The organism is Streptomyces sp. NPDC090127, from assembly GCF_044746945.1.
Classification (GTDB): Bacteria; Actinomycetota; Actinomycetes; order Streptomycetales; family Streptomycetaceae; genus Streptomyces.
Genome location: NZ_JBIVDE010000008.1, coordinates 357,410 through 380,115 on the forward strand (window position 1 = coordinate 357,410; position 22,706 = coordinate 380,115).

Sequence of the window (22,706 nt, forward strand, 5' to 3'; positions counted from 1 at the left end):
GGGCGCGATGAGTTCTCTGCTGCTCCTCACCAACGCCCTCCAGCCGTCGACCGAGGTGCTTCCCGCACTCGGCCTGCTGCTGCACAACGTGCGGGTGGCCCCCGCCGAGGGCCCCGCGCTCGTGGACACCCCCGGGGCGGACGTCATCCTGATCGACGGGCGGCGCGATCTCCCGCAGGTCCGCAGCCTCTGCCAGCTGCTCCGCTCGACCGGGCCCGGCTGCCCGCTGATCCTCGTCGTCACGGAGGGCGGTCTCGCGGCCGTCACCGCCGACTGGGGCATCGACGACGTGCTGCTCGACACCGCGGGTCCGGCCGAGGTCGAGGCGCGGCTGCGGCTCGCGATGGGGCGGCAGCAGATCGTCTCGGACGACTCCCCGATGGAGATCCGCAACGGCGATCTCTCCGTGGACGAGGCGACGTACAGCGCCAAGCTCAAGGGCCGGGTCCTGGACCTGACGTTCAAGGAGTTCGAGCTCCTGAAGTACCTCGCGCAGCACCCGGGCCGGGTCTTCACCCGCGCCCAGCTCCTGCAGGAGGTCTGGGGGTACGACTACTTCGGTGGCACCCGTACGGTCGATGTCCACGTACGGCGACTTCGCGCCAAGCTCGGCCCCGAGCACGAGTCGCTGATCGGCACCGTCCGTAACGTCGGCTACCGCTTCGTCACCCCGGAGAAGGTGGAGCGGGCGGCCGAGGAGGCCAGGGCGAAGGAGGAGGCGCGGGCCAAGGAACAGGCCCGGGTCAAGGCCACCGCGCGGGAGGTCACCCCTTCGGAGGACAGGAACGTGGCGCAGGCCACAGTGCGACCTGCCGGTAGGTAGGTCACCCCGCGTAGACTGCCGCGCGTGGCCAAGGTGACGCGGGATGACGTAGCGAGACTTGCGGGTACTTCGACCGCGGTCGTGAGTTACGTCATCAACAACGGACCCCGGCCGGTCGCCCCGGCCACGCGCGAGCGTGTCCTCGCCGCCATCAAGGAGCTGGGGTACCGCCCGGACCGGGTGGCCCAGGCCATGGCGTCCCGGCGCACGGACCTCATAGGCATGATCGTGCCGGACGCGCGCCAGCCGTTCTTCGGCGAGATGGCGCACGCCGTGGAGCAGGCCGCCGCCGAGCGCGGAAAGATGGTCCTCGTCGGCAACTCGGACTACCGCGACGAGCGCGAGGTCCACTACCTCCGCGCCTTCCTCGGGATGCGGGTCTCCGGGCTGATCCTGGTCAGCCAGGGCATGAGCGAACGGGCCGCGAGCGAGATCGAGGCCTGGGACGCGCGCGTGGTGCTGCTGCACGAGCGGCCCGAGGCCCTGGACGACGTCGCCGTCGTCACGGACGACGTCGGCGGCGCACAGCTCGCCACCCGTCACCTCCTGGAGCACGGCCACCCGTACGTGGCCTGCCTGGGCGGCGTCCCGAACACCCCGGCGGTCGGCGACCCGGTCGCGGACCACGTGGAGGGCTGGCGGCGCGCGATGCTGGAGTCCGGCCGGTCGGTCGAGGGGCGGCTCTTCGAGGCCCCGTACAACCGCTACGACGCGTACCAGGTCGCGCTGAAGCTGCTCTCCGGCCCGGACCGGCCGCCGGCGATCTTCTGCTCGACGGACGACCAGGCCTTCGGCGTGCTGCGGGCGGCCCGCGAGCTGCGGATCGACGTGCCGACGGAGCTCGCGGTGGCGGGCTTCGACGACGTGAAGGAGGCGGCGCTGACGGACCCGCCGCTGACGACGATCTCCTCGGACCGCCCGGCGATGGCCCGGGCGGCGGTGGACCTCGTCCTCGACGACTCGCTGCGGGTGGCCGGTTCGAAGCGCGAGCGGGTGAAGCAGTTCCCCTCCGCGCTGGTGGTCCGCCGCTCCTGCGGCTGCGGGACTCCACCCGCCCGATGAGGACGTGACCCCCCGCGCCCTCCTCCAGGGCGTGACTCCCCGCCCTCCCCTCCAGGGCGTGACTCCCCGCGCCCTTATTTAGGGCATACAGGGTTCTGTCGGGCTTCTCAGGTCGTCCTCAGCGTGCTCTCATCTACGGCTCCGAGAGTCATAGCCATGACGGACTTCCAGCAGCAGCCGCAGCCGTACTACCCGCCGCGCCCCCCGTACGACCCCACGCAGCCGGTCTCGACCGAGCCGGGTACGACGATCTGGCCGTCCGGCGGTCAGGTGCCTCCGCCCACCGTCACTCCCCCGCCCGCGCCCGCCGCGGCCGCCCCCCTCCCGCACCGGCGGGCCAGGCGGGGCGTCGGTCTGCTCGCCGCCGTCGCGATCGCGGCGGCCGTGATCGGCGGCGGCACCGCCACCCTCGTCCAGCAGCTGACCGCGGACACCGCACCCGCCGCGAACGGCGTCAGCGGCACGAACGTCTCCGCGAGCAGCAAGGGCACCGTCTCCGGGGTGGCCCAGGCCGTCTCGCCCTCGATCGTGGAGATCTCCGCCACCGGCTCCTCCGGCAAGTCCACCGGCTCCGGCGTGATCATCACGGGCGACGGCGAGATCGTCACCAACAACCACGTGATCTCCGGCGCCTCCTCGATCGGCGTCCAGCTCTCCGACGGCAGGACGTACCAGGCGAAGGTCGTCGGCACGGACCCCGACAAGGACCTCGCCCTGATCAAGCTGGAGGGCGCGTCCGGCCTGAAGGCGGCCACGCTCGGCGACTCCGACCAGGTGAAGGTCGGCGACGAGGTCGTCGCGATCGGCTCCCCCGAGGGCCTGACCGGCACGGTCACCAGCGGCATCGTCTCCGCGCTCGACCGCGATGTGACGGTCGCCAAGGACGACGGCCAGGACCAGCAACAGCCGCAGTACGACCCGCGCCAGGGCTGGCCCTTCGAGTTCGGCGGGCAGGAGTTCAACGGGGACACCGGCTCGTCGAAGACGACGTACAAGGCGCTCCAGACCGACGCCTCGCTCAACCCGGGGAATTCCGGCGGCGCGCTGATCAATATGGACGGCGAGATCATCGGGATCAATTCGGCGATGTACGCGCCGAGTTCTTCGAACGGTTCTTCGGCCGGCAGTGTCGGTCTCGGATTCGCGATTCCGGTGAACACCCTCAAGGCCGACCTGGACGGTCTCCGCGACGGCGGTTCGAACTGAACGCGTGCGAGGCTGGGCCCATGACTGGCCCGGAGAACGCAGGCGACCGCATCCTCATCGTCGACGACGAGCCCGCCGTGCGCGAGGCGCTGCGCCGCAGCCTCGCCTTCGAGGGGTACGGGACGCAGGAGGCCGTCGACGGGGTCGACGCGCTCGCCCGCATGGAGTCGTACGCCCCGGACCTCGTCGTGCTCGACGTGCAGATGCCCCGGATGGACGGGCTGACGGCGGCGCGCCGGATCCGGGCGTCCGGCTCGACGGTGCCGATCCTGATGCTGACCGCCCGGGACACCGTCGGCGACCGGGTGACGGGGCTCGACGCGGGCGCCGACGACTATCTGGTGAAGCCCTTCGAGCTGGACGAGCTCTTCGCCCGGATCAGGGCGCTGCTGCGGCGCAGCTCGTACGCGAGCGCCGCCGGCGCCCCCTTCGAGGACGGCGACGTGCTGAGCTTCGGGGACCTGCGGATGGACCTGGCGACGCGCGAGGTGACGCGGGCCGGGCGGGCGGTGGAGCTGACCCGCACGGAGTTCACGCTCCTGGAGATGTTCCTCGCGCATCCCCGCCAGGTGCTGACCCGTGAGCAGATCCTGAAGGCCGTCTGGGGCTTCGACTTCGAGCCGAGCTCGAACTCGCTCGACGTGTACGTGATGTACCTGCGGCGGAAGACCGAGGCGGGCGGCGAACCGCGCCTCGTCCACACGGTGCGGGGCGTGGGATACGTCCTGCGCGGCGGAGGTCCGGAGTGAGAGGTCCTGTGACGTGGTTCCGGTCGCGGCCGCTGCGGTCACGGCTGGCGCTGCTGACGGCGACGGCCGTCGCGATGGCGGTCGCCGCGGTCTCGCTGGCGTGCTGGTTCGTGACGCGGGCGCAGCTGGAGGCGGAGCTCGACTCGTCCCTGCGCAGCCTCAAGCTGGACGACCGGGTGGCGAACACGCTGGCCCTCGCCTGCGCGCGCGGCGACGACTCGCCGGTCCAGCTCACCGGCTCGTACACCGCGACGGTCCAGCTCGTGCTGAGCAACGGCAAGGTCTGTACGTACGGCCCGGCGGCGATCCCGGCCCAGCCGGACGACCTCGCGGTGGCGCGCGCGCAGGTGCCGGACGCGCTGCACACGACGACGGCCGAGGACGGCAGCGAGATGCGGGTCTACACGTATCCCGTGCAGCAGGGGCCGCTCGGCATCGGCGCCTCCGTCGCCCGGCCGCTGTCCGAGATCGACAACTCGATGTCCACCCTGCGCTGGGTCCTGCTCCTGGTCTCCGGGATCGGTGTCGTCGGCGCCGGGGCGGCCGGTCTGTGGGTGGCGCGGACCGGGCTCGAACCGGTGAACCGCCTGACCGGCGCCGTGGAGCACGTCGCGGCCACCGAGGACCTGACCGTCCGCATCCCGGCCGAGGGCGAGGACGAGATCGCCCGGCTCTCGCGCTCCTTCAACGCGATGACGGCCGCGCTCGCGGTCTCCCGTGACCGGCAGTCGCAGCTGATCGCCGACGCCGGCCACGAGCTGCGGACCCCGCTCACCTCGCTGCGTACCAACATCGAGCTGCTCGCCCGCAGCGAGCAGACGGGACGCGCCCTGCCGCCCGAGGACCGGCGGGCCCTGATGGCGTCGGTGAAGGCGCAGATGACGGAGCTGGCCGCGCTCATCGGCGACCTCCAGGAGCTGGCGCGCCCGGACGCGGCGCAGCCCGGGCCCCTGGAGGTCGTGCCGCTGCACACGCTCCTGCGCTCGGCCCTGGACCGGGCGCGGCTGCGCGGGCCAGAGCTGACCTTCGTCACGGATCTGGCGCCCTGGTACGTCCGGGCGGAGCCGGCCGCCCTGGAGCGTGCGCTGGTGAACGTCCTGGACAACGCGGTGAAGTTCTCGCCGCCCCGGGACACGATCGAGGTCACCCTGATGCGCGGCGAGCTGACGGTCCGCGACCACGGCCCGGGCGTCGCGCCGGACGAACTCCCGCACGTCTTCGACCGCTTCTGGCGCTCCCCGTCCGCCCGCAGCCTGCCCGGTTCGGGACTCGGTCTGTCGATCGTGGCCCGTACGGTCCAGCAGGCCGGCGGCACGGTGACGCTGGCGGCGGCCGAGGGCGGCGGCACGGCGGCGGTCCTGCGACTGCCGGGCGCGCCGACGCCCCCGCCGTCAGTTGTGGCGGATGAGGGAGTCGACCAGGCCTGAGCGGGTGTTGGGGTAGTCCATCACGACGATCCCGAGGCCCTTCCAGCCGTTCGCCGTACCGTCGAGGAAGCCGTGGACGCGCGGGTTGAGGTTGTCGGAGTTCCAGCGCGGCGGCAGCGAGGCGGACGTGCTGACGAAGTTGATGTACAGCTTGCCCGGCTGCTCGACGGCCCGGCGGAAGTGGGCCTCGATCTGCGGGTACTTGGCGTTCGGCAGCGCGTTCCAGTCGTCCTGGATCGCGATCGCCCCGCCGTCCCACCACTTGAGTCCGGGCAGGCCGCCGTTGTCGGCGATGAGGACGACCTTGCCGCGGGCCTCGCCGAGGGTGGGGACCGTGTCGCCGATGCGCAGGAGGGAGCGCCAGCCCCGGTTGTCGAGGTAGTCGGCGAAGATCGCGGCGAAGGTGGCGTCGGAGTCCGACGAGTACTCCTGCTTGACCCGCATGAGGACGGTCTCGGAGGGGTGGGCGGCCAGGAAGTCGCGGCAGGCGACGAGGACGTCGCCGAACATCATGTTCTGGTACGAGGCGCCGTGGTGGATGGCGAAGGAGCCGCCGGTGACCCGGCAGCGGATGTCGAGGAAGCGGATCCCGGCGGCGAGCTGCTGCGCGACGGTGGTGTTCTGGCACTCGGACCAGGGGCCGCCGAAGCGGGCGCCGGAGTCGTGGGTGCCGGGGATGGTGAGCCGCTGGAGCGGGGTGGGGTCGCCGTGGCCGGCCATCCAGTCCTGGAGCCCGAGGGCTCCCCGGGTGCGCGCCCGGGCGGGCGCGGCTCCGATGAGGACGGTGGCGGTGGTCGCCGCGGCACCCGCGAGAAAGCGTCGTCGGTCCATGGCCGGGAGTATGACGGGTACGCGTCAAACAGCACCAGGGGCGGGGCGTGGGTCAGTCGGCACCAGGGCGCGGAACAGGTCACGCGGAAGGGGTCACGCGCCGGGGGTCCACGCGGAAGGGGTCATGCGGAACGGGTCACGCGGAAGGGGCGGCGGACCGTCGAAACGATCCGCCGCCCCCTCGGGACCGCGTGCGGAGCTACTTCACGACCGTGATGCGGCCCGTCGCCGGCGGAGCCAGCGGGGCGCTCGCGGAGGAGTGCGCGCCCAGGTAGGCGGTGAACAGGTCCAGGTCGGACGCGCCGACCAGCTTGTTCTTGTGCTCCTTCAGGACGGCGAAGCCGTCGCCGCCACCGGCCAGGAACTCGTTCATCGCGACCCGGTAGGTCTTCGACGGGTCGATCGCCGCACCGTTCAGCCGCACCGAGGAGGTGACGATCCGGTCGGCGCCGGTCTTCGTCATGTCCAGGGTGTACGTGAAGCCGTTCGACACCTGGAGGATCTTCGGAGCCGCCTGGTTCGGGCCGCTGACCTGCTGCTGGAGCGCGGTGAGGAGCTGGGCGCCGGTCAGGTCGACCGCCGTCATCATGTTGGTGAACGGCTGGACCGTGTACGCCTCGCCGTAGGTCACCACACCGTCGCCCTCACCCGCGGACGCCTTGTGGACCAGCGGGGCGCGCACACCACCCGGGTTCATCAGCGCCAGCTGGGCGCCGCCCTTGTCGGCCGGGGCCATGCCCTCCAGCTGCGCGTCGGCGATCAGGTTGCCCAGCGGCTTCTCGGGCGCGTCGAAGGGGTTGTCGACATCGCCGGAGATGTAACCGACGGGCCGGCTCGCGATCGGGGCCGCCAGCGTCTTCCAGCGATCGATCAGCCGGGTCATGTCCTGCGCCTTCGGCACGTCACGGGTGACGACGTGGTTGGCGGAGGAGACGGCCGTACGGACGATGTCCTTCGAGCGCCGGTCGTAGGTGAGCGTCGTGTCCGTGTACAGCTTGCCGAAGGAGGCCGCCGAGGTCACCGTGCGCGGCTTGCCCGCCGGGTCCGGGACGGTGCACGCGTACGCCTGGTGCGTGTGGCCGGTCACCAGCGCGTCGACCTGCGGGCTGACCTTCTTCGCGATGTCGACGATCGGGCCCGAGATGCCGTCACCGGGGCCGGGGCTGTCGCAGTCGTAGTTGTACGAGCCCGAGACCGGCACGCCGCCCTCGTGGAGCAGCGCGACGATCGACTTGACGCCCTTGCGCTCCAGGACCTTGGTGTACTTGTTGATCGTCTCGATCTCGTCGCCGAACGTCAGGCCCTTGATGCCCTCGGCGGAGACGATGTCGGCGGTGCCCTCCAGGGTGACGCCGATGAAGCCGACCTTGACCCCGTCGCGCTCCCAGACGAAGTACGGGTCGAGCATCGGGCGGCCGGTCTTCTCGTCCGTCACGTTGGCCGCGAGGTACGGGAAGTCGGCCCCCTTGAACCGCTTGCCCTCCTCGAAGCAGCCCTCGGTCGGGTGGCAGCCGCCGTTCTGTATCCGGGCCAGCTCGCGCGCGCCCTCGTCGAACTCGTGGTTGCCGACCGAGCTCACGTCGAGCTTCAGGCGGTTGAGCGCCTCGACGGTCGGCTCGTCGTGGAAGAGGCCCGAGACCAGCGGGGAGGCGCCGATCATGTCGCCGGCGGCGGCGGTGACGGAGTACGGGTTGCCCTTGCGGGCCTCGCGCAGGTGCGTGGCGAGGTACTCGACGCCACCGGCGTCGATGGTCCTGGTCGTGCCGTCCTCGTTGGTGTGCGTGACCCGACCGGCCGAGCCCGTCGGCGGCTCCAGGTTCCCGTGCAGGTCGTTGAAGGAGAGGAGCTGCACGTCGACGTAGCGCCCGTGGCCGTGGCCGTACCCGTCTCCCTTGGTCCCCGAGGCGCCCGCGGGCAGCGCGGCCACGAGCGCGCCGATGGTGGCGAGCCCCGCGCCGACGGCGAGTATCCGCCCCGCTGTCCTCTTCTTCTTCGGTGTCGCTGACATCGCTCCCCTTGTCCCCGCGCCCCTTGCGAGCGCGCCCTCTCGACTGCTGACCAGCCAGCGCAGCCTAGAGTCAACGCGCGTAGCGCAACAGGGGGTACCGGGTTACAACTAGGTTGATTCCGTAGGCTCGGAGCCATGACTCCTGACGCGGCACCGGCCCTCGAACCCGGCCGGCAGATCCACACCCTCGACGAGCTCTCGCCCGACCAGGTGAGCGACGTCCTCGACCTGCTGGAGGCGGCCGATCGCGGGGACGGCGTGCACGCCGTGTCCGAGCAGGGGCGGCTCTATCTGCGGCACGGCCGACGCGAGGGCGTACGGCACTTCCTGCTCACCGTCGGCCCGCACCTCTACGGCTACGCCCAACTGGAGGACACCGACCCCGTCGAGGCCCCGGCAGCCGAGCTCGTCGTCCACCCCTCGCACCGCGGCCGCGGCCACGGCAGGGCGCTCGGCACCGCGCTGCTCGCCGCCTCGGGCAAGCGGCTGCGGGTGTGGGCGCACGGCGGGAAGTCGGCGGCCCGGCACCTGGCGCAGGTGCTCGGCCTGACCCTCTTCCGCGAACTGCGACAGCTGCGCCGCCCCTTGGTCCCGCTCGACATCGCCGAGCCGGTGCTGCCCGAGGGCGTCACGATCCGCACCTTCGTGCCCGGCCAGGACGACGCGGCCTGGCTGGCCGTCAACGCGGCGGCCTTCGCCCACCATCCGGAACAGGGCTCGCTCACCCAGCGGGACCTCGACGACCGGACGGCGGAGCCGTGGTTCGACCCGAAGGGCTTCTTCCTCGCGGAGAAGGAGGGCCGACTGGTCGGCTTCCACTGGACGAAGACCCACGCGGAGGACCAGCTCGGCGAGGTGTACGTGGTCGGCATCCTGCCGGAGGCGCAGGGCGGCGGCCTCGGCAAGGCGCTCACCGCGACGGGGCTGCGGTATCTGGCGGCGCAGGGGCTGCCGACGGCGATGCTGTACGTGGACGCGGACAACACGGCGGCGCTGAAGGTCTACGAGCGGTTGGGGTTCGTCACGCACGAGGTGGACCTGATGTACCGCACGGAGTCCTGACGGGCCTGCGGGAGGGGGCGGTTGACACCGCCCCCTCCCTTGCACCACCCTTTCACTACTTGATTAGTGAAAGGGTGGTGAAGGGGAACGTGCTCGAGTACCGGATCGACCGGCGCAGCGGGGTCGCCACCTACCTCCAGATCGTCCAGCAGACCGAACAGGCCCTCCGCATGGGCCTCTTGGAGCCCGGCGACCAGCTTCCCACCGCGCGCGAGGTCGTCGAGTCGACGGCCATCAACCCGAACACGGTCCTCAAGGCCTACCGGGAGCTGGAGCGCGCCGGCCTCGTCGAGGCCCGCCGGGGCCTGGGCACGTTCGTCCGCGCGACGCTCGGAGCCGCCCCCGCCGAGTCGCCCCTGCGCGGCGAACTCGCCGACTGGGCCCGGCGGGCCCGCGCGGACGGCCTGGAGCGCGAGGACGTGGCCGCGCTGTTCACTTCCGTACTGAAGGAATTCTTCGAGGGGGACGCATGACCAGAGGGACGGCCCTGAGCACCGAGGGCCTCGGCAAGCGGTACGGCGGCGGGGTGCGGGGAGGGGCCGGCGGCTCGGCGCCCCGGGGAGCGGCCGGCAGCCGACTGCTGCGGGGAGGAGCCGGCGGCTGGGCGCTGCGGGAGTGCTCCTTCGCCCTCCCGGCCGGCCGGATCTGCGCGCTCGTCGGCCCCAACGGCTCCGGCAAGTCCACCCTCCTGGCCCTCGCGGCGGGCCTGCTGAGGCCCACCGAGGGCACGGTCCACGCCCCCGCCCGGGAGAACCTCGCCTACGTCGCCCAGGACAAGCCGCTCTACCCGCAGTTCACCGTCGCCGAGACCCTGCGCATGGGCCGGGAGCTCAACCCCGGCCGCTGGGACGACGCCGTCGCCGAGCGGGTCGTCGAGGCGGGCCCCCTGGACCGCGCGGCCCGGATCCGCTCCCTCTCGGGCGGCCAGCGCACCCGCGTCGCCCTCGCCCTGGCGCTCGGCAAGCGCCCGGAACTCCTGCTCCTGGACGAGCCGATGGCCGACCTCGACCCGCTGGCCCGCCACGAACTGATGGGCGCCCTGATGGCCGACGCGGCCGAGCGCGGCACGACCGTCGTCATGTCCTCGCACATCCTCACCGAGCTGGAGGGCGCCTGCGACCACCTGCTCCTCGTCGACGACGGCCGCGTCCGCCTCGACGGCACGATCGAGGACCTCCTCGCCGCGCACGTACTCCTGCGCGGCCCGGTCGCCGACCTCGCCCCGCACACGGTCGTCGACTCCCGCACGACGGGCCGCCAACTGACGGCCCTGGTCCGCCGCGAGGGCCGCGTCGAGGGCCCGTGGGAAACCACGCAGCCCACCCTGGAGGACCTCCTCCTCGCCCACCTCCGCGCCGCGAAGACCCCCGAAGGAGCCACCGCGTGAGCACGATCGCCCTCAAGGGCCCGTACTGGACGACCACCCGCCAGCACCGGAAGGCGTTGTGGGTGGTGATCGCCCTCGCGGTGCCGGCGGCGGCGGCGCTGGTCACCTCCCGCCTGTGGGCGGACGGCACGGTGGAGGCGTTGCGTGCGGCCGGGTGTGCGGTCGGCAGCACGGACCGCGCCTGTTTCCAGGCCGAGCGCGAGTACTGGGACGGCCTGTGGACGGCCCGGCACCTCGTCGAGTACACCGCGCTCGGCATGCTCGTCCTGCCGGGCCTGGTCGGGGCCTTCGTCGCGGGCCCGATGCTGGCCCGGGAGCTGGAGTCCGGGACGTACAAGCTGGCGTGGACGCAGTCCGTCTCCCCGGCGCGCTGGCTCGCGGCGAAGCTGGCCGTGCCCGCCGCGCTCGTCGTCGTGCTCGTCCCGCTGCTGAGCCTGCTCTTCTCCTGGGCCTGGCGGACGGGACCCGCCAACGACTACCCCACCTACTGGTACGACCCGAACGTCTACGCCTCGCACGGTGTCGTGCCCCTGGCGCACGCGCTGCTGGGGCTCGGCCTCGGCACCGCCGTCGGACTGCTGGTCCGGCGCACGGTCGTCGCGATGGGGGTCGCGGCGCTGGTCACCGGGCTGGCACTGGCGGCCCTCGCCTGGGCACGCCCGGGCCTGTGGCCCGTCGAGACCCTCACCGGCCGCGAACTGTCACTCCGCGTGTCCGACGCCTGGGTGCTGGAGAACGGCATGGTCACCGCGTCCGGCGAGCGGATCGGGTGGGACGCCTGCCACACCTACGCGGGGGAGAGCCTGGCGTGCATGACCGGGCGCGGCGGCGTCGCCGACTACGCCGACTTCCACCCCTCCAGCCACTTCTGGCCGCTCCAGCTGGTCGAGACGGGCGTCTGCCTCGCCGTCACCGCCCTCGCCCTCCTCGCCGCCTTCCGGCTCCTGCGCACCCGGCACGGGTGACCCACCACGGCCGCCGCCTCCGGCACGGGCAGACCGCCCGCCCTCGTCACCGGAGCGGCCCCCGTAGCCAAGGCGGCCCCCGGAGTCGTACCGTACGAATTCGGCCATGGAGAATCGGCCGGTGGGGCCCTCCAGGGGCCCCGCCCCCGATTCCTGTACGTCATGTCGTCGTCATCGGCCATTCAGATGCGCTTGCGACGCTCACGCAATGAAGCCCGCCGTGCCTCCTCCCGCCCAGGCGCTCCCGAGAGGGAGGCTGCCCGCGTCCACGGCCCGCTCCGACGCGCCCGACCAGCCGTTCGCGCGGAAGAATGGGCCCATGAGCAAGCAGCCCGCCGAGGTCCCGGTCCAGCCGTCCGCCGCTTCTTCCGCCACGTCGCCCGCGACACCCCCCGCGACCCCGTCCGCGAAGAGCGCCAGGACGCCCGGGAAGAAGCCCGCGAACAGTGCGGGGAACGGCGAACCGGCCGCGCAGCCGACCGTCGGATCCATAGCCGCACACCGCCCCCACACCATCAACCCGGGCGGCCAGGGCTCCGACCTCGACCGCGACCTGGACGCCGACCTCGACGGCTACGAGGACGACGGCTCCTCCGGCGAACTCCCCCAGGGCCGCTTCCTCGACCGCGAGCGCAGCTGGCTCGCGTTCAACGAGCGCGTCCTCGAACTCGCCGAGGACCCCCACACCCCCCTCCTCGAACGGGCTAACTTCCTCGCCATCTTCGCGTCGAACCTCGACGAGTTCTTCATGGTCCGGGTGGCCGGCCTCAAGCGCCGCATCGCCACCGGCGTCGCGACCCGCTCCGCCTCCGGTCTCCAGCCCCGCGAGGTCCTGGAGCTGATCTGGACCCGCTCGCGCGAGCTCATGGCCCGGCACGCCGCCTGCTACCAGCAGGACGTCGCCCCCGCCCTCGCCGACGAGAACATCCACCTCATCCGCTGGCCGGAGCTGACCGAGAAGGAGCAGGCGCGCCTCTTCACCCTGTTCCGCCAGCAGATCTTCCCGGTCCTCACCCCGCTGGCCGTGGACCCCGCGCACCCCTTCCCGTACATCTCCGGCCTCTCGCTGAACCTGGCCGTCGTCGTCCGCAACCCGGTCAGCGGCCACCGCCACTTCGCCCGCGTCAAGGTGCCCCCGCTGCTCTCCCGCTTCCTGGAGGCCTCCCCGGAGCGGTACGTCCCGCTGGAGGACGTCATCGCGGCGCACCTGGAGGAGCTCTTCCCCGGCATGGAGGTGCTGGCCCACCACATGTTCCGGGTGACCCGGAACGAGGACCTGGAGGTCGAGGAGGACGACGCCGAGAACCTGCTCCAGGCCCTGGAGAAGGAGCTGCTGCGCCGCCGCTTCGGCCCGCCGGTCCGCCTGGAGGTCGAGGAGTCCATCGACCCGTACGTCCTCGACCTGCTCGTCCGCGAGCTGAAGGTCTCCGACGCCGAGGTCTACCCGCTGCCCGGCCCGCTCGACCTCACCGGCCTCTTCGGCATCGCCTCCCTCGACCGGCCCGAGTTGAAGTACCCGAAGTTCGTCGCCGGCACCCACCGGGACCTCGCCGAGGTCGAGTCGGCCTCCGCGCCCGACATCTTCATGGCGCTGCGCGAGCGGGACGTGCTGCTGCACCACCCGTACGACTCCTTCTCCACCTCCGTCCAGGCCTTCCTGGAGCAGGCGGCCGCCGACCCGGACGTCCTCGCGATCAAGCAGACGCTGTACCGCACCTCCGGCAAGTCCCCGATAGTGGACGCCCTGATCGACGCCGCCGAGAGCGGCAAGCAGGTCCTCGTCCTCGTCGAGATCAAGGCCCGCTTCGACGAGCAGGCCAACATCAAGTGGGCGCGCAAGCTGGAGGAGGCGGGCTGCCACGTCGTCTACGGCCTCGTCGGTCTGAAGACGCACTGCAAGCTGTCGCTCGTCGTCCGGCAGGAGGGCGACGTCCTGCGCCGGTACTCGCACGTCGGCACCGGCAACTACCACCCGAAGACGGCCCGGCTCTACGAGGACCTCGGCCTGCTCACCGCCGACCCGCAGGTGGGCGCCGACCTCTCCGACCTGTTCAACCGGCTCTCCGGCTACTCCCGCCGCGAGACCTACCGCCGGCTGCTCACCGCGCCGAAGTCGCTGCGCGACGGCCTCGTCTCCCGGATCCACAAGGAGATCGCCCACCACCGCGCGGGCCGCCCGGCGTACGTCCGGATCAAGGTCAACTCGATGGTCGACGAGGCGATCATCGACGCCTGCTACCGGGCCTCGCAGGCGGGCGTCCCGGTCGACATCTGGGTCCGCGGCATCTGCGCGATCCGCCCGGGCGTCGCCGGCCTCTCGGAGAACATCCGGGTCCGCTCGATCCTCGGCCGCTTCCTGGAGCACTCCCGGATCTTCGCCTTCGGCAACGGCGGCGAGCCCGAGGTCTGGCTCGGCAGCGCCGACATGATGCACCGGAACCTCGACCGGCGCATCGAGGCCCTGGTCCGGGTCGCCGACCCGGCCCACCGGGCGGCCCTCTCCCGGCTCCTGGAGACCGGGATGTCCGACACCACCTCCTCCTGGCACCTCGGTCCCGACGGGAACTGGACGCGGCACGCGACCGACCCCGACGGCCAGCCGCTGCGGCACGTCCAGGAGATGCTCATCGACGCGCGGAGGCGCCGGCGTGCACAACCCTGACCACTACGCGGCCACCGCGGACGTCACCACGGGCGTCACGGCGGGAGAGGTCCTCTCCCCCTACCTCCAGGCGCGGGCCGGGGACTTCCTGCGCGCCCTGCGCCTGCACACGGAGGCCGGGGCGGACACCACCGGTGCGGAGGAGGCCGCCCGCGCGCTGCGAGCGGCCGCCCGGCGCATTGGCGGAACGTTGCACACCTTCCGGCCGCTCCTGGAGTCCCCCTGGGCCGACCAGCTGCGCACGGAGCTGGCCTGGCTCTCCGGGACGCTCGCCCTGGAGCACGCCTGCACGGCACGGCTCGTCCGGCTGGTGGACGCGCTGTCCCGCCTGTCGAGCGGCGGCGGGAGCGGCGGGGCCGTGCCGGCGGCGCGCGGCGCGGAGAGCTCCGGCCTGACGGTCGGCGCCGCCAGGGCCGGCGCCCTGCTGGAACGCCAGCTCACCCTGGCCCGTACGCGGGCCCACTCGGCGGCCCTCCAGGCGCTGGGCTCCTCCCGCTTCCACGCCGTCGCGGACGCGGTCGCACTGTTGGCCTCCGAGGTTCCGCTGGGCCCCGCGGGGGCGGCCCAGGCGGTCGAGGTCCTCGACGCGCCGGCCGCGGTCGTCGAACGGCGCCTTCTCGACGCGGTGGGCATCCTGCCGCTGGCCCGCGCGGCGCACCCGTACAACGCCGACGCCCTCGCCCTCGCGGCCGGTGAGTCCCAGGACGCGCCCTGGCACCAGACCCGGCTGCTGCTGCGGCTGCACCGGTACGCCTGCGAGGTGCTCCAGGGCGACGCCCCGCCGGACCCGGTCCTCGACGAGGCCGGCCGGGCCCTGAACCGGCACCGCGACGCCTCCGAGGCCGCCGCAGCGGCGGCGGGAGCCGCCCGTACGCCCCGGATCGCCCCGGCGACCGCGTACGCGCTGGGCGTCCTGCACGCGGACCAACGCCACGAGGTCGAAGCCGCCCGTTTCGCCTTCCAACGCGCCTGGCAGCACGCCACGGCGCCGGTCCCGTGAACCAGCCGGTCCTGGCGGCGGGCTGCGTCCTGTGGCGCCCCGCCCCCTCGGGCGCGGGCATCGAGATAGCGCTGGTCCACCGGCCGAAATACGACGACTGGTCGCACCCGAAGGGGAAGCTGAAGCGCGGCGAGACACTGGAGGAGTGCGCGCTGCGGGAGGTACGGGAGGAGACGGGCCAGTCCTGCACCCTGGGCCCCCGCCTCCCGACGGCCCGCTACCTGGCGAACGGCCGCCCGAAGGAGGTCACGTACTGGTCGGCCCGGGCCCTCGGCGGGTCGTTCGTCCCCTCGAAGGAGGTCGACCGCATGCTCTGGCTCCCCCCGGAACAGGCCCGCACGACCCTGACCCAACCCAGGGACAGAGACCTCCTGACCGCCCACCTGTCCACCCGGGACTGACCCCGCCCCGCCCCGCGCTGACCCCGCCCCGCCCCCCGTGTGGGCGCCCCCACGGCTGCCGCCCGCCCCAGGGCCCCGCACCCGGCCTTCCGGCACGGTTCACTTTCCGTTCACCCTCCCCCGCAGACCGCTTCACCTGTTCTGCCTAATTTCGGCTGTACAAGGTGCACAAGCACAGCGCTGCACCTCACACCCCGACACACGCCGCCGTACAACGTTCAGGACACCCGTCCGCGGCTGGCGGCTTCTGGAAGGAACACCCGAAAGTGAAGCTTTCGCGCATGAACGGGCTTCGCGCCTCCGCGATCGGTGCCCTCGTCGTCTCCGGCGCCCTCGTCCTCTCGGCGTGTGGTTCGGACAACAACAGCGGCGCCACGCCGAACGGCGAGAAGACCTCGGCTGCCGCGTCGAACATCAAGTGCGACGGCGCCAAGGGCCAGCTCCTCGCCGCGGGCTCCTCCGCGCAGAAGGGCGCGATGGACCTCTGGGTCAAGAACTTCCAGGCGGCCTGTGAGGGCGTCGAGGTCAACTACCAGGCCATCGGTTCCGGTGGTGGCATCACCAAGTTCAACCAGGGCCAGGTCGCGTTCGCCGGCTCCGACTCCGCGCTGAAGGAGGAGGAGGTCGCCGAGTCCGCGAAGATCTGCAAGACCGGCAAGGGCGTCAACCTGCCGATGGTCGGTGGCCCGATCGCCATCGGTTACAAGCTGGACGGCGTGGACAACCTGGTCCTGGACGCCTCCACCCTCGCGAAGATCTTCGACAACAAGATCACCAAGTGGAACGACCCGGCGATCGCCAAGCTGAACCCGGGTGCCAAGCTGCCCGACAGCAACATCCAGGCGTTCCACCGCTCCGACGAGTCGGGCACCACCCAGAACCTGGGCAAGTACCTCTCGACGGCCGCCCCGGCCGACTGGAAGCACGACCCGAAGGCCAAGTCGTGGCCGGCCCAGGGTGGCCAGGCCGCCAACGGTTCCTCCGGTGTCGCCACCGCGGTCAAGGACGCCGAGGGCTCCATCGGCTACTTCGAGCTCTCCTACGCCACCGCGAACAAGATCTCCACGGTCAAGCTGAACACCGGCGCCTCCGCTCCGGTCGAGGCCACCTCGGAGAACGCCTCCAAGGCGATCGCCGCGGCCAAGGTCAAGGGCACCGGCTCCGACATGGCGCTCTCCCTCGACTACGCCACCAAGGCCGAGGGTGCCTACCCGCTGATCCTCGTCACCTACGAGATCGCCTGCGACAAGGGCAACAAGGCGGAGACCCTGCCGACCCTGAAGGCGTTCCTCAACTACACCGTCTCCGAGGAGGGTCAGAAGATCCTCTCCGAGGCCGGTTACGCCCCGCTCCCGGCCGACATCGCGGCCAAGGTCCGCGAGATCGTCCCCACCCTGTCCTGATCCCCGGCCGGGGCCGGTCCACCACCCACAGGTGACGGACCGGTCCCGGCATCCGGTGCACCGCCGCCAGGAGCCGTACGCACGTGCCGGCTCCGCAGACCGGAGAGACCGATGGTTACGACAACCACGCCACCGCCCATACGCAACAGCCGCCGCGCCAAGAACGCGACGCGCCCGGGGGACAAGATCTTCCTCGGGCTGTCCCGTGGTTCCGGCATCACCCTCCTGGTGATCATGGCCGCGATCGCGGGCTTCCTCACCTATCGCGCCGTCCTCGCGATCTCCAAGGACTCCACGAACTTCTTCACCACCTTCGAGTGGAACCCGGCCGGCGCCCCGCCGGTGTTCGGCATCGCGGTCCTCGCCTTCGGCACGGTCGTCTCGTCGATCATCGCGATGCTCATCGCCGTGCCGGTCGCGATCGGTATCGCGCTCTTCATCTCGCACTACGCCCCGCGCAAGCTGGCCAAGCCGCTCGCGTACGTGGTCGACCTGCTCGCCGCCGTCCCCAGCATCATCTACGGCCTGTGGGGCGCGATCTTCCTCGTCCCGTACCTCGACGGCCTCAACAAGTGGCTCGACGAGTACTTCGGCTGGACGTACATCTTCGACAAGGCCAGCGACGGCGTCGCCCGCAACCTCTTCACCGTGGGCATCCTGCTGGCGATCATGATCCTGCCGATCATCACCAACGTGACCCGTGAGGTCTTCCTCCAGGTCCCGCAGATGCAGGAAGAGGCCGCCATCGCCCTCGGCGCCACGCGCTGGGAGGTCATCCGGATGTCGGTGCTGCCCTTCGGCCGCTCGGGCATCATCTCCGCCTCGATGCTGGGCCTCGGCCGCGCGCTCGGCGAGACGATGGCCGTCGCCGTCGTCCTGTCGCCCAGCTTCGTCCTCTCGGGCCACCTCCTCGACCCGGGCGGCGGCACCTTCGCCCAGAACATCGCGGCGAAGTTCAACGAGGCCGACTCCTTCGGCCGCGACGCCCTGATCGCCTCCGGTCTGGTCCTCTTCGTCATCACCCTGCTGGTCAACGGCGCGGCCCGGTGGATCATCGGTCGCCGCAAGGAGTACTCGGGGGCCAACGCATGAGCCACAACGCCATACAGGACCGTCCGCGCGTGACCGTCGCCGTGAAGCACGACCCGCTCAAGCACTCCCGGCTCCCCGGCTGGACCCCGCTCGCCACCGCCATAGGCTCGATCGCCGCCGCTGTCGGCCTCAGCCTCGCGGCCGGATGGCACAGCCGCATCCAGTGGGGCCTGATCGCCGCGCTCTTCTTCGTCCTCGGGACGTACGCGATCACCACCAAGGTCGAGGGCCGCCGTCAGGCCAAGGACCGCGTGGCCACCAGCCTCGTCTGGGTCTGCTTCATCCTGGCCGTGATCCCGCTGCTCTCGCTGGCCTGGGTCACGATCAGCAAGGGCCTGGCGGTCCTCGACCCGTACTTCCTCTCCCACTCGATGAACGGCGTCCTCGACGCCGAGGCCGGCGGCGGTGTCTACCACGCGCTGCTCGGCACGATCGAGCAGGTCGGCATCGCGACGCTCATCGCCGCGCCGATCGGCCTGCTGACCGCGGTCTACCTCGTCGAGTACGGGCGTGGGAAGCTCGCCAAGGCGGTCACCTTCTTCGTCGACGTCATGACGGGCATCCCGTCGATCGTCGCGGGTCTGTTCATCCTCGCCACCTGGAATCTGATGCTGGGCTTCGGGCCCTCCGGATTCGCCGGCGCGATGGCCCTCGCGATCCTGATGATGCCGGTCGTGGTCCGCTCCACCGAGGAGATGCTCAAGCTCGTCCCGAACGAGCTGCGCGAGGCCTCCCTCGCGCTCGGCATCCCGAAGTGGCGCACGATCCTGAAGGTGGTCCTGCCCACCGCGATCGGCGGCATCACCACGGGCGTCATGCTCGCGGTCGCCCGCATCACCGGTGAGACGGCCCCCGTCCTGCTCCTCGTGTTCGGTACGAAGCTGATCAACCCGAACCCCTTCGAAGGCGCCCAGTCCTCGCTGCCGCTCTACGTGTACGAGCAGTACGCGGTCGGCACCGACGCCGCCGTGTCCCGTGCCTGGGCAGCGGCGCTCGTCCTGATCGCCTTCGTCATGATCCTCAACCTGGTGGCTCGCGGCATCGCCCGCTGGAAGGCCCCCAAGACCAGCCGCTGACCGCGGCCACCCTGGAAGTGAATTGATATGGCCAAGCGAATCGACGTCAGCGGCCTCTCCGCGTACTACGGCGCCCACAAGGCGATCGACGACATCTCCATGACGGTCGAGCCCCGCTCGGTGACGGCCTTCATCGGCCCCTCCGGCTGCGGCAAGTCCACGTTCCTGCGCACCCTCAACCGCATGCACGAGGTCACCCCCGGTGGCCGCGTCGAGGGCAAGGTCCTCCTGGACGACCAGGACCTGTACGGGGCCGGGGTCGACCCGGTCGCCGTGCGCCGCACCGTCGGCATGGTGTTCCAGCGCCCGAACCCGTTCCCCACCATGTCGATCTTCGACAACGTGGCGGCGGGTCTGCGACTGAACGGCAGCTACAAGAAGGCCGAGCTCAACGAGATCGTCGAGCGCTCCCTCAAGGGCGCGAACCTCTGGAACGAGGTCAAGGACCGCCTGAACAAGCCGGGCTCCGGCCTCTCCGGCGGTCAGCAGCAGCGTCTGTGCATCGCCCGCGCCATCGCGGTCGAGCCCGACGTCCTGCTGATGGACGAGCCCTGCTCGGCCCTCGACCCGATCTCGACGCTCGCGATCGAGGACCTGATCGGCGAGCTGAAGGAGCGCTTCACGATCGTCATCGTGACGCACAACATGCAGCAGGCCGCCCGCGTCTCGGACCGTACGGCGTTCTTCAACCTGGCGGCCGTGGGCCAGCCGGGCAAGCTGATCGAGCTGGACGACACGGAGCGCATCTTCTCCAACCCGACCGTCCAGGCGACCGAGGACTACATCTCGGGCCGCTTCGGATAAACACGTCTGCGGTGCTGCATGGCGGTGCCACCGCATGACGAAGGGCCCGGCTCTCCCACAGGAGAGCCGGGCCCAACCATTTACCGTCCCCCGGGCCGACCGGCCCCTCAGCCCGTCAGCCGAAGAACAGCTGCACCACGTAATAGCTGAGCGCCGCGACCAATCCCGCCGCCGGCATCGTGATACTGCATCCCCCGGGGGATAACCCCCGGACCCCCAGCAACTCACGGCGCGAGCGCCACCCGCCGGCCGACCGGCCATCAGCCCGTCAGCCGAAGAACAGCTGCACCACGTAATAGCTGAGCGCCGCGACCAATCCCGCCGCCGGCATCGTGATGAACCATCCGAGGATGATGTTCTTCGCCACGCCCCACCGGACCGCGTTCACCCGCTTCGTCGCCCCCACGCCCATGATCGCGGAGGTGATGACGTGCGTCGTCGAGATCGGCGCGTGGAAGAGGAACGCCGAGCCGAACATGATCGTCGCGCCCGTCGTCTCCGCCGCGAACCCCTGCGGCGGGTCCAGCTCGATGATCTTCCGGCCGAGCGTCCGCATGATCCGCCAGCCACCCGCGTACGTACCCAGCGAGAGCATCACGGCGCACGCGATCTTCACCCACACCGGGATGTCGTCGCCCGCCTGCTGCACGTCGGCGATGACCAGGGCCATCACCACGATGCCCATCGTCTTCTGGGCGTCCTGCAGGCCGTGGCCGAGCGCCATGCCCGCCGCCGACACCGTCTGGGCGATACGGAAACCGCGCTTCGCCTTGTGCGGGTTGGACTTGCGGAACATCCACATGATCGCGCACATGACCAGGTAACCGGCCACCAGGCCGACGACCGGCGAGATGAACATCGGGATGACGATCTTGTCGAGCACGCCCTCCCAGATGACCTCCGTGCCACCGGCCAGCGCCGCGCCCACCATGCCGCCGAACAGCGCGTGCGAGGAGGAGGACGGCAGGCCGAAGTACCAGGTGACGAGGTTCCAGATGATCGCGCCGACCAGCGCGGCGAAGAGGATGCCCATCCCCTTGTCGCCGTGCGGCGTCTCGATCAGCCCCTCGCTGACGGTCTTGGCGACCCCGCTGCCGAGGAAGGCACCGGCGAGGTTCATGACGGCGGCCATCGCGAGCGCGGCCCGCGGGGTCAGCGCCCGGGTCGAGACCGACGTGGCGATGGCGTTGGCCGAGTCGTGGAACCCGTTGGTATAGGTGAAGCCGAGCGCGACTCCGATGGTCACGATCAGCGCAAAGGTGTCCACGAAGCCTCAGGACTCCTTGACCGCGATGGTCTCCACGGTGTTCGCCACGTGCTCGAAGGCGTCGGCCGCCTCTTCCAGGACGTCCACGATCTGCTTGAGCTTGAGCACCTCGATGGCGTCGTACTTGCCGTTGAAGAGGTGGGCGAGCAGCTTGCGGTGGATCTGGTCGGCCTGGTTCTCCAGCCGGTTGATCTCGATCCAGTACTCGGTGAGGTTGTCCATCGTCCGCAGGTGCGGCATCGCCTCGGCGGTCAGCTCCGCCGCCCGCGCCAGCACCTCGATCTGCTGCTCGACGCCCTTGGGGAGCTCTTCGACGTTGTAGAGGACGACCAGGTCGACGGCCTCCTCCATGAAGTCCATGATGTCGTCGAGGGACGACGCGAGGTTGTAGATGTCCTCGCGGTCGAAGGGTGTGATGAACGAGGAGTTCAGCTGGTGGAAGATCGCGTGGGTAGCATCGTCACCCGCGTGCTCCGCCGCCCGCATCCGTTCCGCGATCTCGGCCCGGGCGGAAGGCTCCGCTCCGAGCAGTTCCATCAGGAGCTTCGAGCCCGTGACGATGTTGTCCGCGGACGCGGCGAACATGTCGTAGAAGCTCGTCTCCCTGGGGGTCAGACGAAATCGCACGTGGGGTCCTCGGGGTGCTGGGTTTCGGTCAGGCTGATGCTAGGCGCATCATCCGGCCACGGCTAACCGGCGTCCCTTCAGTGTCGCCCATCAGGCACAGTGATCTGCACGGGCCCCCGCCCGGACCGGCGGGGATCGGTACCATATACCCACGAGGGGTATACATACCCTTTCTGGACAACGGGAGGACGCGATGACGACCACCGAGGCGGCCGAGGTCACCCCCGACACCTCCGCACCCAGCCCGGCACCCGCCACCACACCCACGACCGACCACGATCACGGTGTGCACGGCTACCACAAGCAGAAGGACGAGCACCTCAAGCGGCTGCGCCGGATCGAGGGCCAGATCCGCGGGCTGCAGCGGATGGTCGACGAGGACACGTACTGCATCGACATACTCACGCAGGTCTCGGCCTCCACGAAGGCCCTCCAGTCCTTCGCGCTCCAGCTCCTGGAGGAGCACCTGCGGCACTGCGTCGCCGACGCCGCGACCAAGGGCGGCGACGAGATCGACGCCAAGGTCGAGGAGGCCACGAAGGCCATCGCCCGGATGCTCCGCACCTGAGAGCCCGGGGCCGCCGGACGACGGCCCCGGCCGGTCAGCAGGGAGTTGCCCGCTCCGCGACCCGTAACACCTCGTCGATGCGGTCCGCACTGAGCCGCTCCCCATCGGCCGCCGACGCGGCGATGATCAACTCACCGCACAGCTCGATCTCGGCGAGAGCGACGCAGTCCTGGTCAGTGGGCACTGTCGCGGTACTGGGCGGAGCCACGCGCGTTCACCTCTTCCTGCCGGCGTCGGTCTCCCAGCGTAGGGAGCGCGCCACGCACCGCGCATGACTCGTCCGGAC

Annotated in this window: 22 protein-coding genes; 17 read left to right on the top strand and 5 right to left on the bottom strand. The window is 71.1% G+C overall.

Translation table 11 applies throughout. The features are described 5' to 3' along the window. The first annotated feature begins 7 nt into the window (after positions 1–7). The 5 genes from ACIPPS_RS28370 to ACIPPS_RS28390 all read left to right on the top strand — a co-directional run bounded on the left by ACIPPS_RS28370 (position 8) and on the right by ACIPPS_RS28390 (position 5,267). The gene (locus ACIPPS_RS28370) at positions 8–823 is read left to right on the top strand and encodes a response regulator transcription factor (protein WP_401437611.1); all 816 of its coding nucleotides are present in this window, start codon (positions 8–10) and stop codon (positions 821–823) included. A 24-nt stretch (positions 824–847) separates the two neighbouring features. Further along, positions 848–1,885 carry a LacI family DNA-binding transcriptional regulator gene (locus ACIPPS_RS28375; RefSeq protein ID WP_401437614.1) on the top strand — a complete coding sequence of 346 codons (1,038 nt, stop codon included), beginning with the start codon at positions 848–850 and terminating at the stop codon, positions 1,883–1,885. Between the two features lie 156 nt (positions 1,886–2,041). Then, on the top strand, positions 2,042–3,091 hold the full coding sequence (locus tag ACIPPS_RS28380) for a S1C family serine protease (protein WP_401437617.1): 1,050 nt from the start codon (positions 2,042–2,044) through the stop codon (positions 3,089–3,091). Between the two features lie 20 nt (positions 3,092–3,111). After that, positions 3,112–3,840, top strand: a complete 729-nt coding sequence (locus tag ACIPPS_RS28385) for a response regulator transcription factor (RefSeq protein ID WP_401437620.1) — start codon at positions 3,112–3,114, stop codon at positions 3,838–3,840. 8 nt (positions 3,841–3,848) lie between these two features. Next, entirely contained in the window at positions 3,849–5,267 is a 1,419-nt protein-coding gene (locus ACIPPS_RS28390) for a sensor histidine kinase (RefSeq protein ID WP_401437623.1), read from the top strand. Here the strand turns inward: ACIPPS_RS28390 and ACIPPS_RS28395 are convergent. Both ACIPPS_RS28395 and ACIPPS_RS28400 read right to left on the bottom strand, forming a co-directional pair. Further along, positions 5,232–6,098 carry a phosphatidylinositol-specific phospholipase C gene (locus ACIPPS_RS28395; protein WP_401437626.1) on the bottom strand — a complete coding sequence of 289 codons (867 nt, stop codon included), beginning with the start codon at positions 6,096–6,098 and terminating at the stop codon, positions 5,232–5,234. The two genes, ACIPPS_RS28390 and ACIPPS_RS28395, sit on opposite strands and share 36 nt — an antisense overlap. Before the next feature lie 199 nt (positions 6,099–6,297). Then, positions 6,298–8,106, bottom strand: coding sequence for a bifunctional metallophosphatase/5'-nucleotidase (locus ACIPPS_RS28400; RefSeq protein WP_401437629.1), 1,809 nt, complete (start codon positions 8,104–8,106; stop codon positions 6,298–6,300). Between the two features lie 135 nt (positions 8,107–8,241). Between ACIPPS_RS28400 and mshD the strand changes: the two genes are divergently transcribed. From mshD to pstB, 11 genes are all read left to right on the top strand, one after another. Further along, positions 8,242–9,168, top strand: a complete 927-nt coding sequence (gene mshD, locus ACIPPS_RS28405) for a mycothiol synthase (protein WP_401437632.1) — start codon at positions 8,242–8,244, stop codon at positions 9,166–9,168. An 89-nt stretch (positions 9,169–9,257) separates the two neighbouring features. Next, on the top strand, positions 9,258–9,641 hold the full coding sequence (locus ACIPPS_RS28410) for a GntR family transcriptional regulator (RefSeq protein WP_401437635.1): 384 nt from the start codon (positions 9,258–9,260) through the stop codon (positions 9,639–9,641). Beyond that, positions 9,638–10,555 (top strand): ABC transporter ATP-binding protein, encoded by a 918-nt coding sequence (locus ACIPPS_RS28415; RefSeq protein ID WP_401437638.1) that lies wholly within the window; start codon positions 9,638–9,640, stop codon positions 10,553–10,555. Before ACIPPS_RS28410 ends, ACIPPS_RS28415 begins: the two co-directional genes overlap by 4 nt. Beyond that, positions 10,552–11,520 (top strand): hypothetical protein, encoded by a 969-nt coding sequence (locus ACIPPS_RS28420; protein WP_401437641.1) that lies wholly within the window; start codon positions 10,552–10,554, stop codon positions 11,518–11,520. Before ACIPPS_RS28415 ends, ACIPPS_RS28420 begins: the two co-directional genes overlap by 4 nt. A gap of 319 nt (positions 11,521–11,839) precedes the next feature. Then, a complete protein-coding gene (locus ACIPPS_RS28425) occupies positions 11,840–14,182 on the top strand; it encodes an RNA degradosome polyphosphate kinase (RefSeq protein ID WP_401437644.1) in 2,343 nt (780 codons plus the stop codon). Continuing rightward, positions 14,169–15,182, top strand: coding sequence for a CHAD domain-containing protein (locus ACIPPS_RS28430; protein ID WP_401437647.1), 1,014 nt, complete (start codon positions 14,169–14,171; stop codon positions 15,180–15,182). Before ACIPPS_RS28425 ends, ACIPPS_RS28430 begins: the two co-directional genes overlap by 14 nt. Beyond that, positions 15,179–15,583 carry an NUDIX hydrolase gene (locus tag ACIPPS_RS28435; protein WP_401437649.1) on the top strand — a complete coding sequence of 135 codons (405 nt, stop codon included), beginning with the start codon at positions 15,179–15,181 and terminating at the stop codon, positions 15,581–15,583. The genes ACIPPS_RS28430 and ACIPPS_RS28435 overlap by 4 nt, the downstream gene beginning before the upstream one ends. A 266-nt stretch (positions 15,584–15,849) precedes the next feature. Continuing rightward, positions 15,850–16,986, top strand: a complete 1,137-nt coding sequence (gene pstS, locus ACIPPS_RS28440) for a phosphate ABC transporter substrate-binding protein PstS (protein ID WP_401437652.1) — start codon at positions 15,850–15,852, stop codon at positions 16,984–16,986. A gap of 111 nt (positions 16,987–17,097) precedes the next feature. Further along, positions 17,098–18,078, top strand: coding sequence for a phosphate ABC transporter permease subunit PstC (gene pstC / locus ACIPPS_RS28445; RefSeq protein ID WP_401437654.1), 981 nt, complete (start codon positions 17,098–17,100; stop codon positions 18,076–18,078). Then, positions 18,075–19,154, top strand: coding sequence for a phosphate ABC transporter permease PstA (pstA, locus tag ACIPPS_RS28450; protein ID WP_401437657.1), 1,080 nt, complete (start codon positions 18,075–18,077; stop codon positions 19,152–19,154). The genes pstC and pstA overlap by 4 nt, the downstream gene beginning before the upstream one ends. 27 nt (positions 19,155–19,181) lie before the next feature. Then, complete coding sequence (pstB, locus tag ACIPPS_RS28455; RefSeq protein WP_384513925.1) at positions 19,182–19,958, top strand: phosphate ABC transporter ATP-binding protein PstB; 777 nt, start codon at positions 19,182–19,184, stop codon at positions 19,956–19,958. Positions 19,959–20,226: 268 nt separating this feature from the next. Here the strand turns inward: pstB and ACIPPS_RS28460 are convergent, their stop codons facing one another. Together ACIPPS_RS28460 and ACIPPS_RS28465 are read right to left on the bottom strand one after the other, a co-directional pair. Then, entirely contained in the window at positions 20,227–21,225 is a 999-nt protein-coding gene (locus ACIPPS_RS28460) for an anion permease (RefSeq protein ID WP_401437660.1), read from the bottom strand. A 6-nt stretch (positions 21,226–21,231) separates the two neighbouring features. Beyond that, positions 21,232–21,852, bottom strand: coding sequence for a DUF47 family protein (locus ACIPPS_RS28465; RefSeq protein WP_361436756.1), 621 nt, complete (start codon positions 21,850–21,852; stop codon positions 21,232–21,234). A 193-nt stretch (positions 21,853–22,045) separates the two neighbouring features. Here ACIPPS_RS28465 and ACIPPS_RS28470 point away from each other — a divergent pair, with 193 nt between their 5' ends. Next, complete coding sequence (locus ACIPPS_RS28470; RefSeq protein WP_401437663.1) at positions 22,046–22,420, top strand: metal-sensitive transcriptional regulator; 375 nt, start codon at positions 22,046–22,048, stop codon at positions 22,418–22,420. Between the two features lie 34 nt (positions 22,421–22,454). On the opposite strand, the gene ACIPPS_RS28475 is transcribed toward ACIPPS_RS28470, so the two are convergent. Beyond that, the gene (locus tag ACIPPS_RS28475) at positions 22,455–22,628 is read right to left on the bottom strand and encodes a hypothetical protein (RefSeq protein WP_401437666.1); all 174 of its coding nucleotides are present in this window, start codon (positions 22,626–22,628) and stop codon (positions 22,455–22,457) included. Positions 22,629–22,706: the final 78 nt, after the last annotated feature.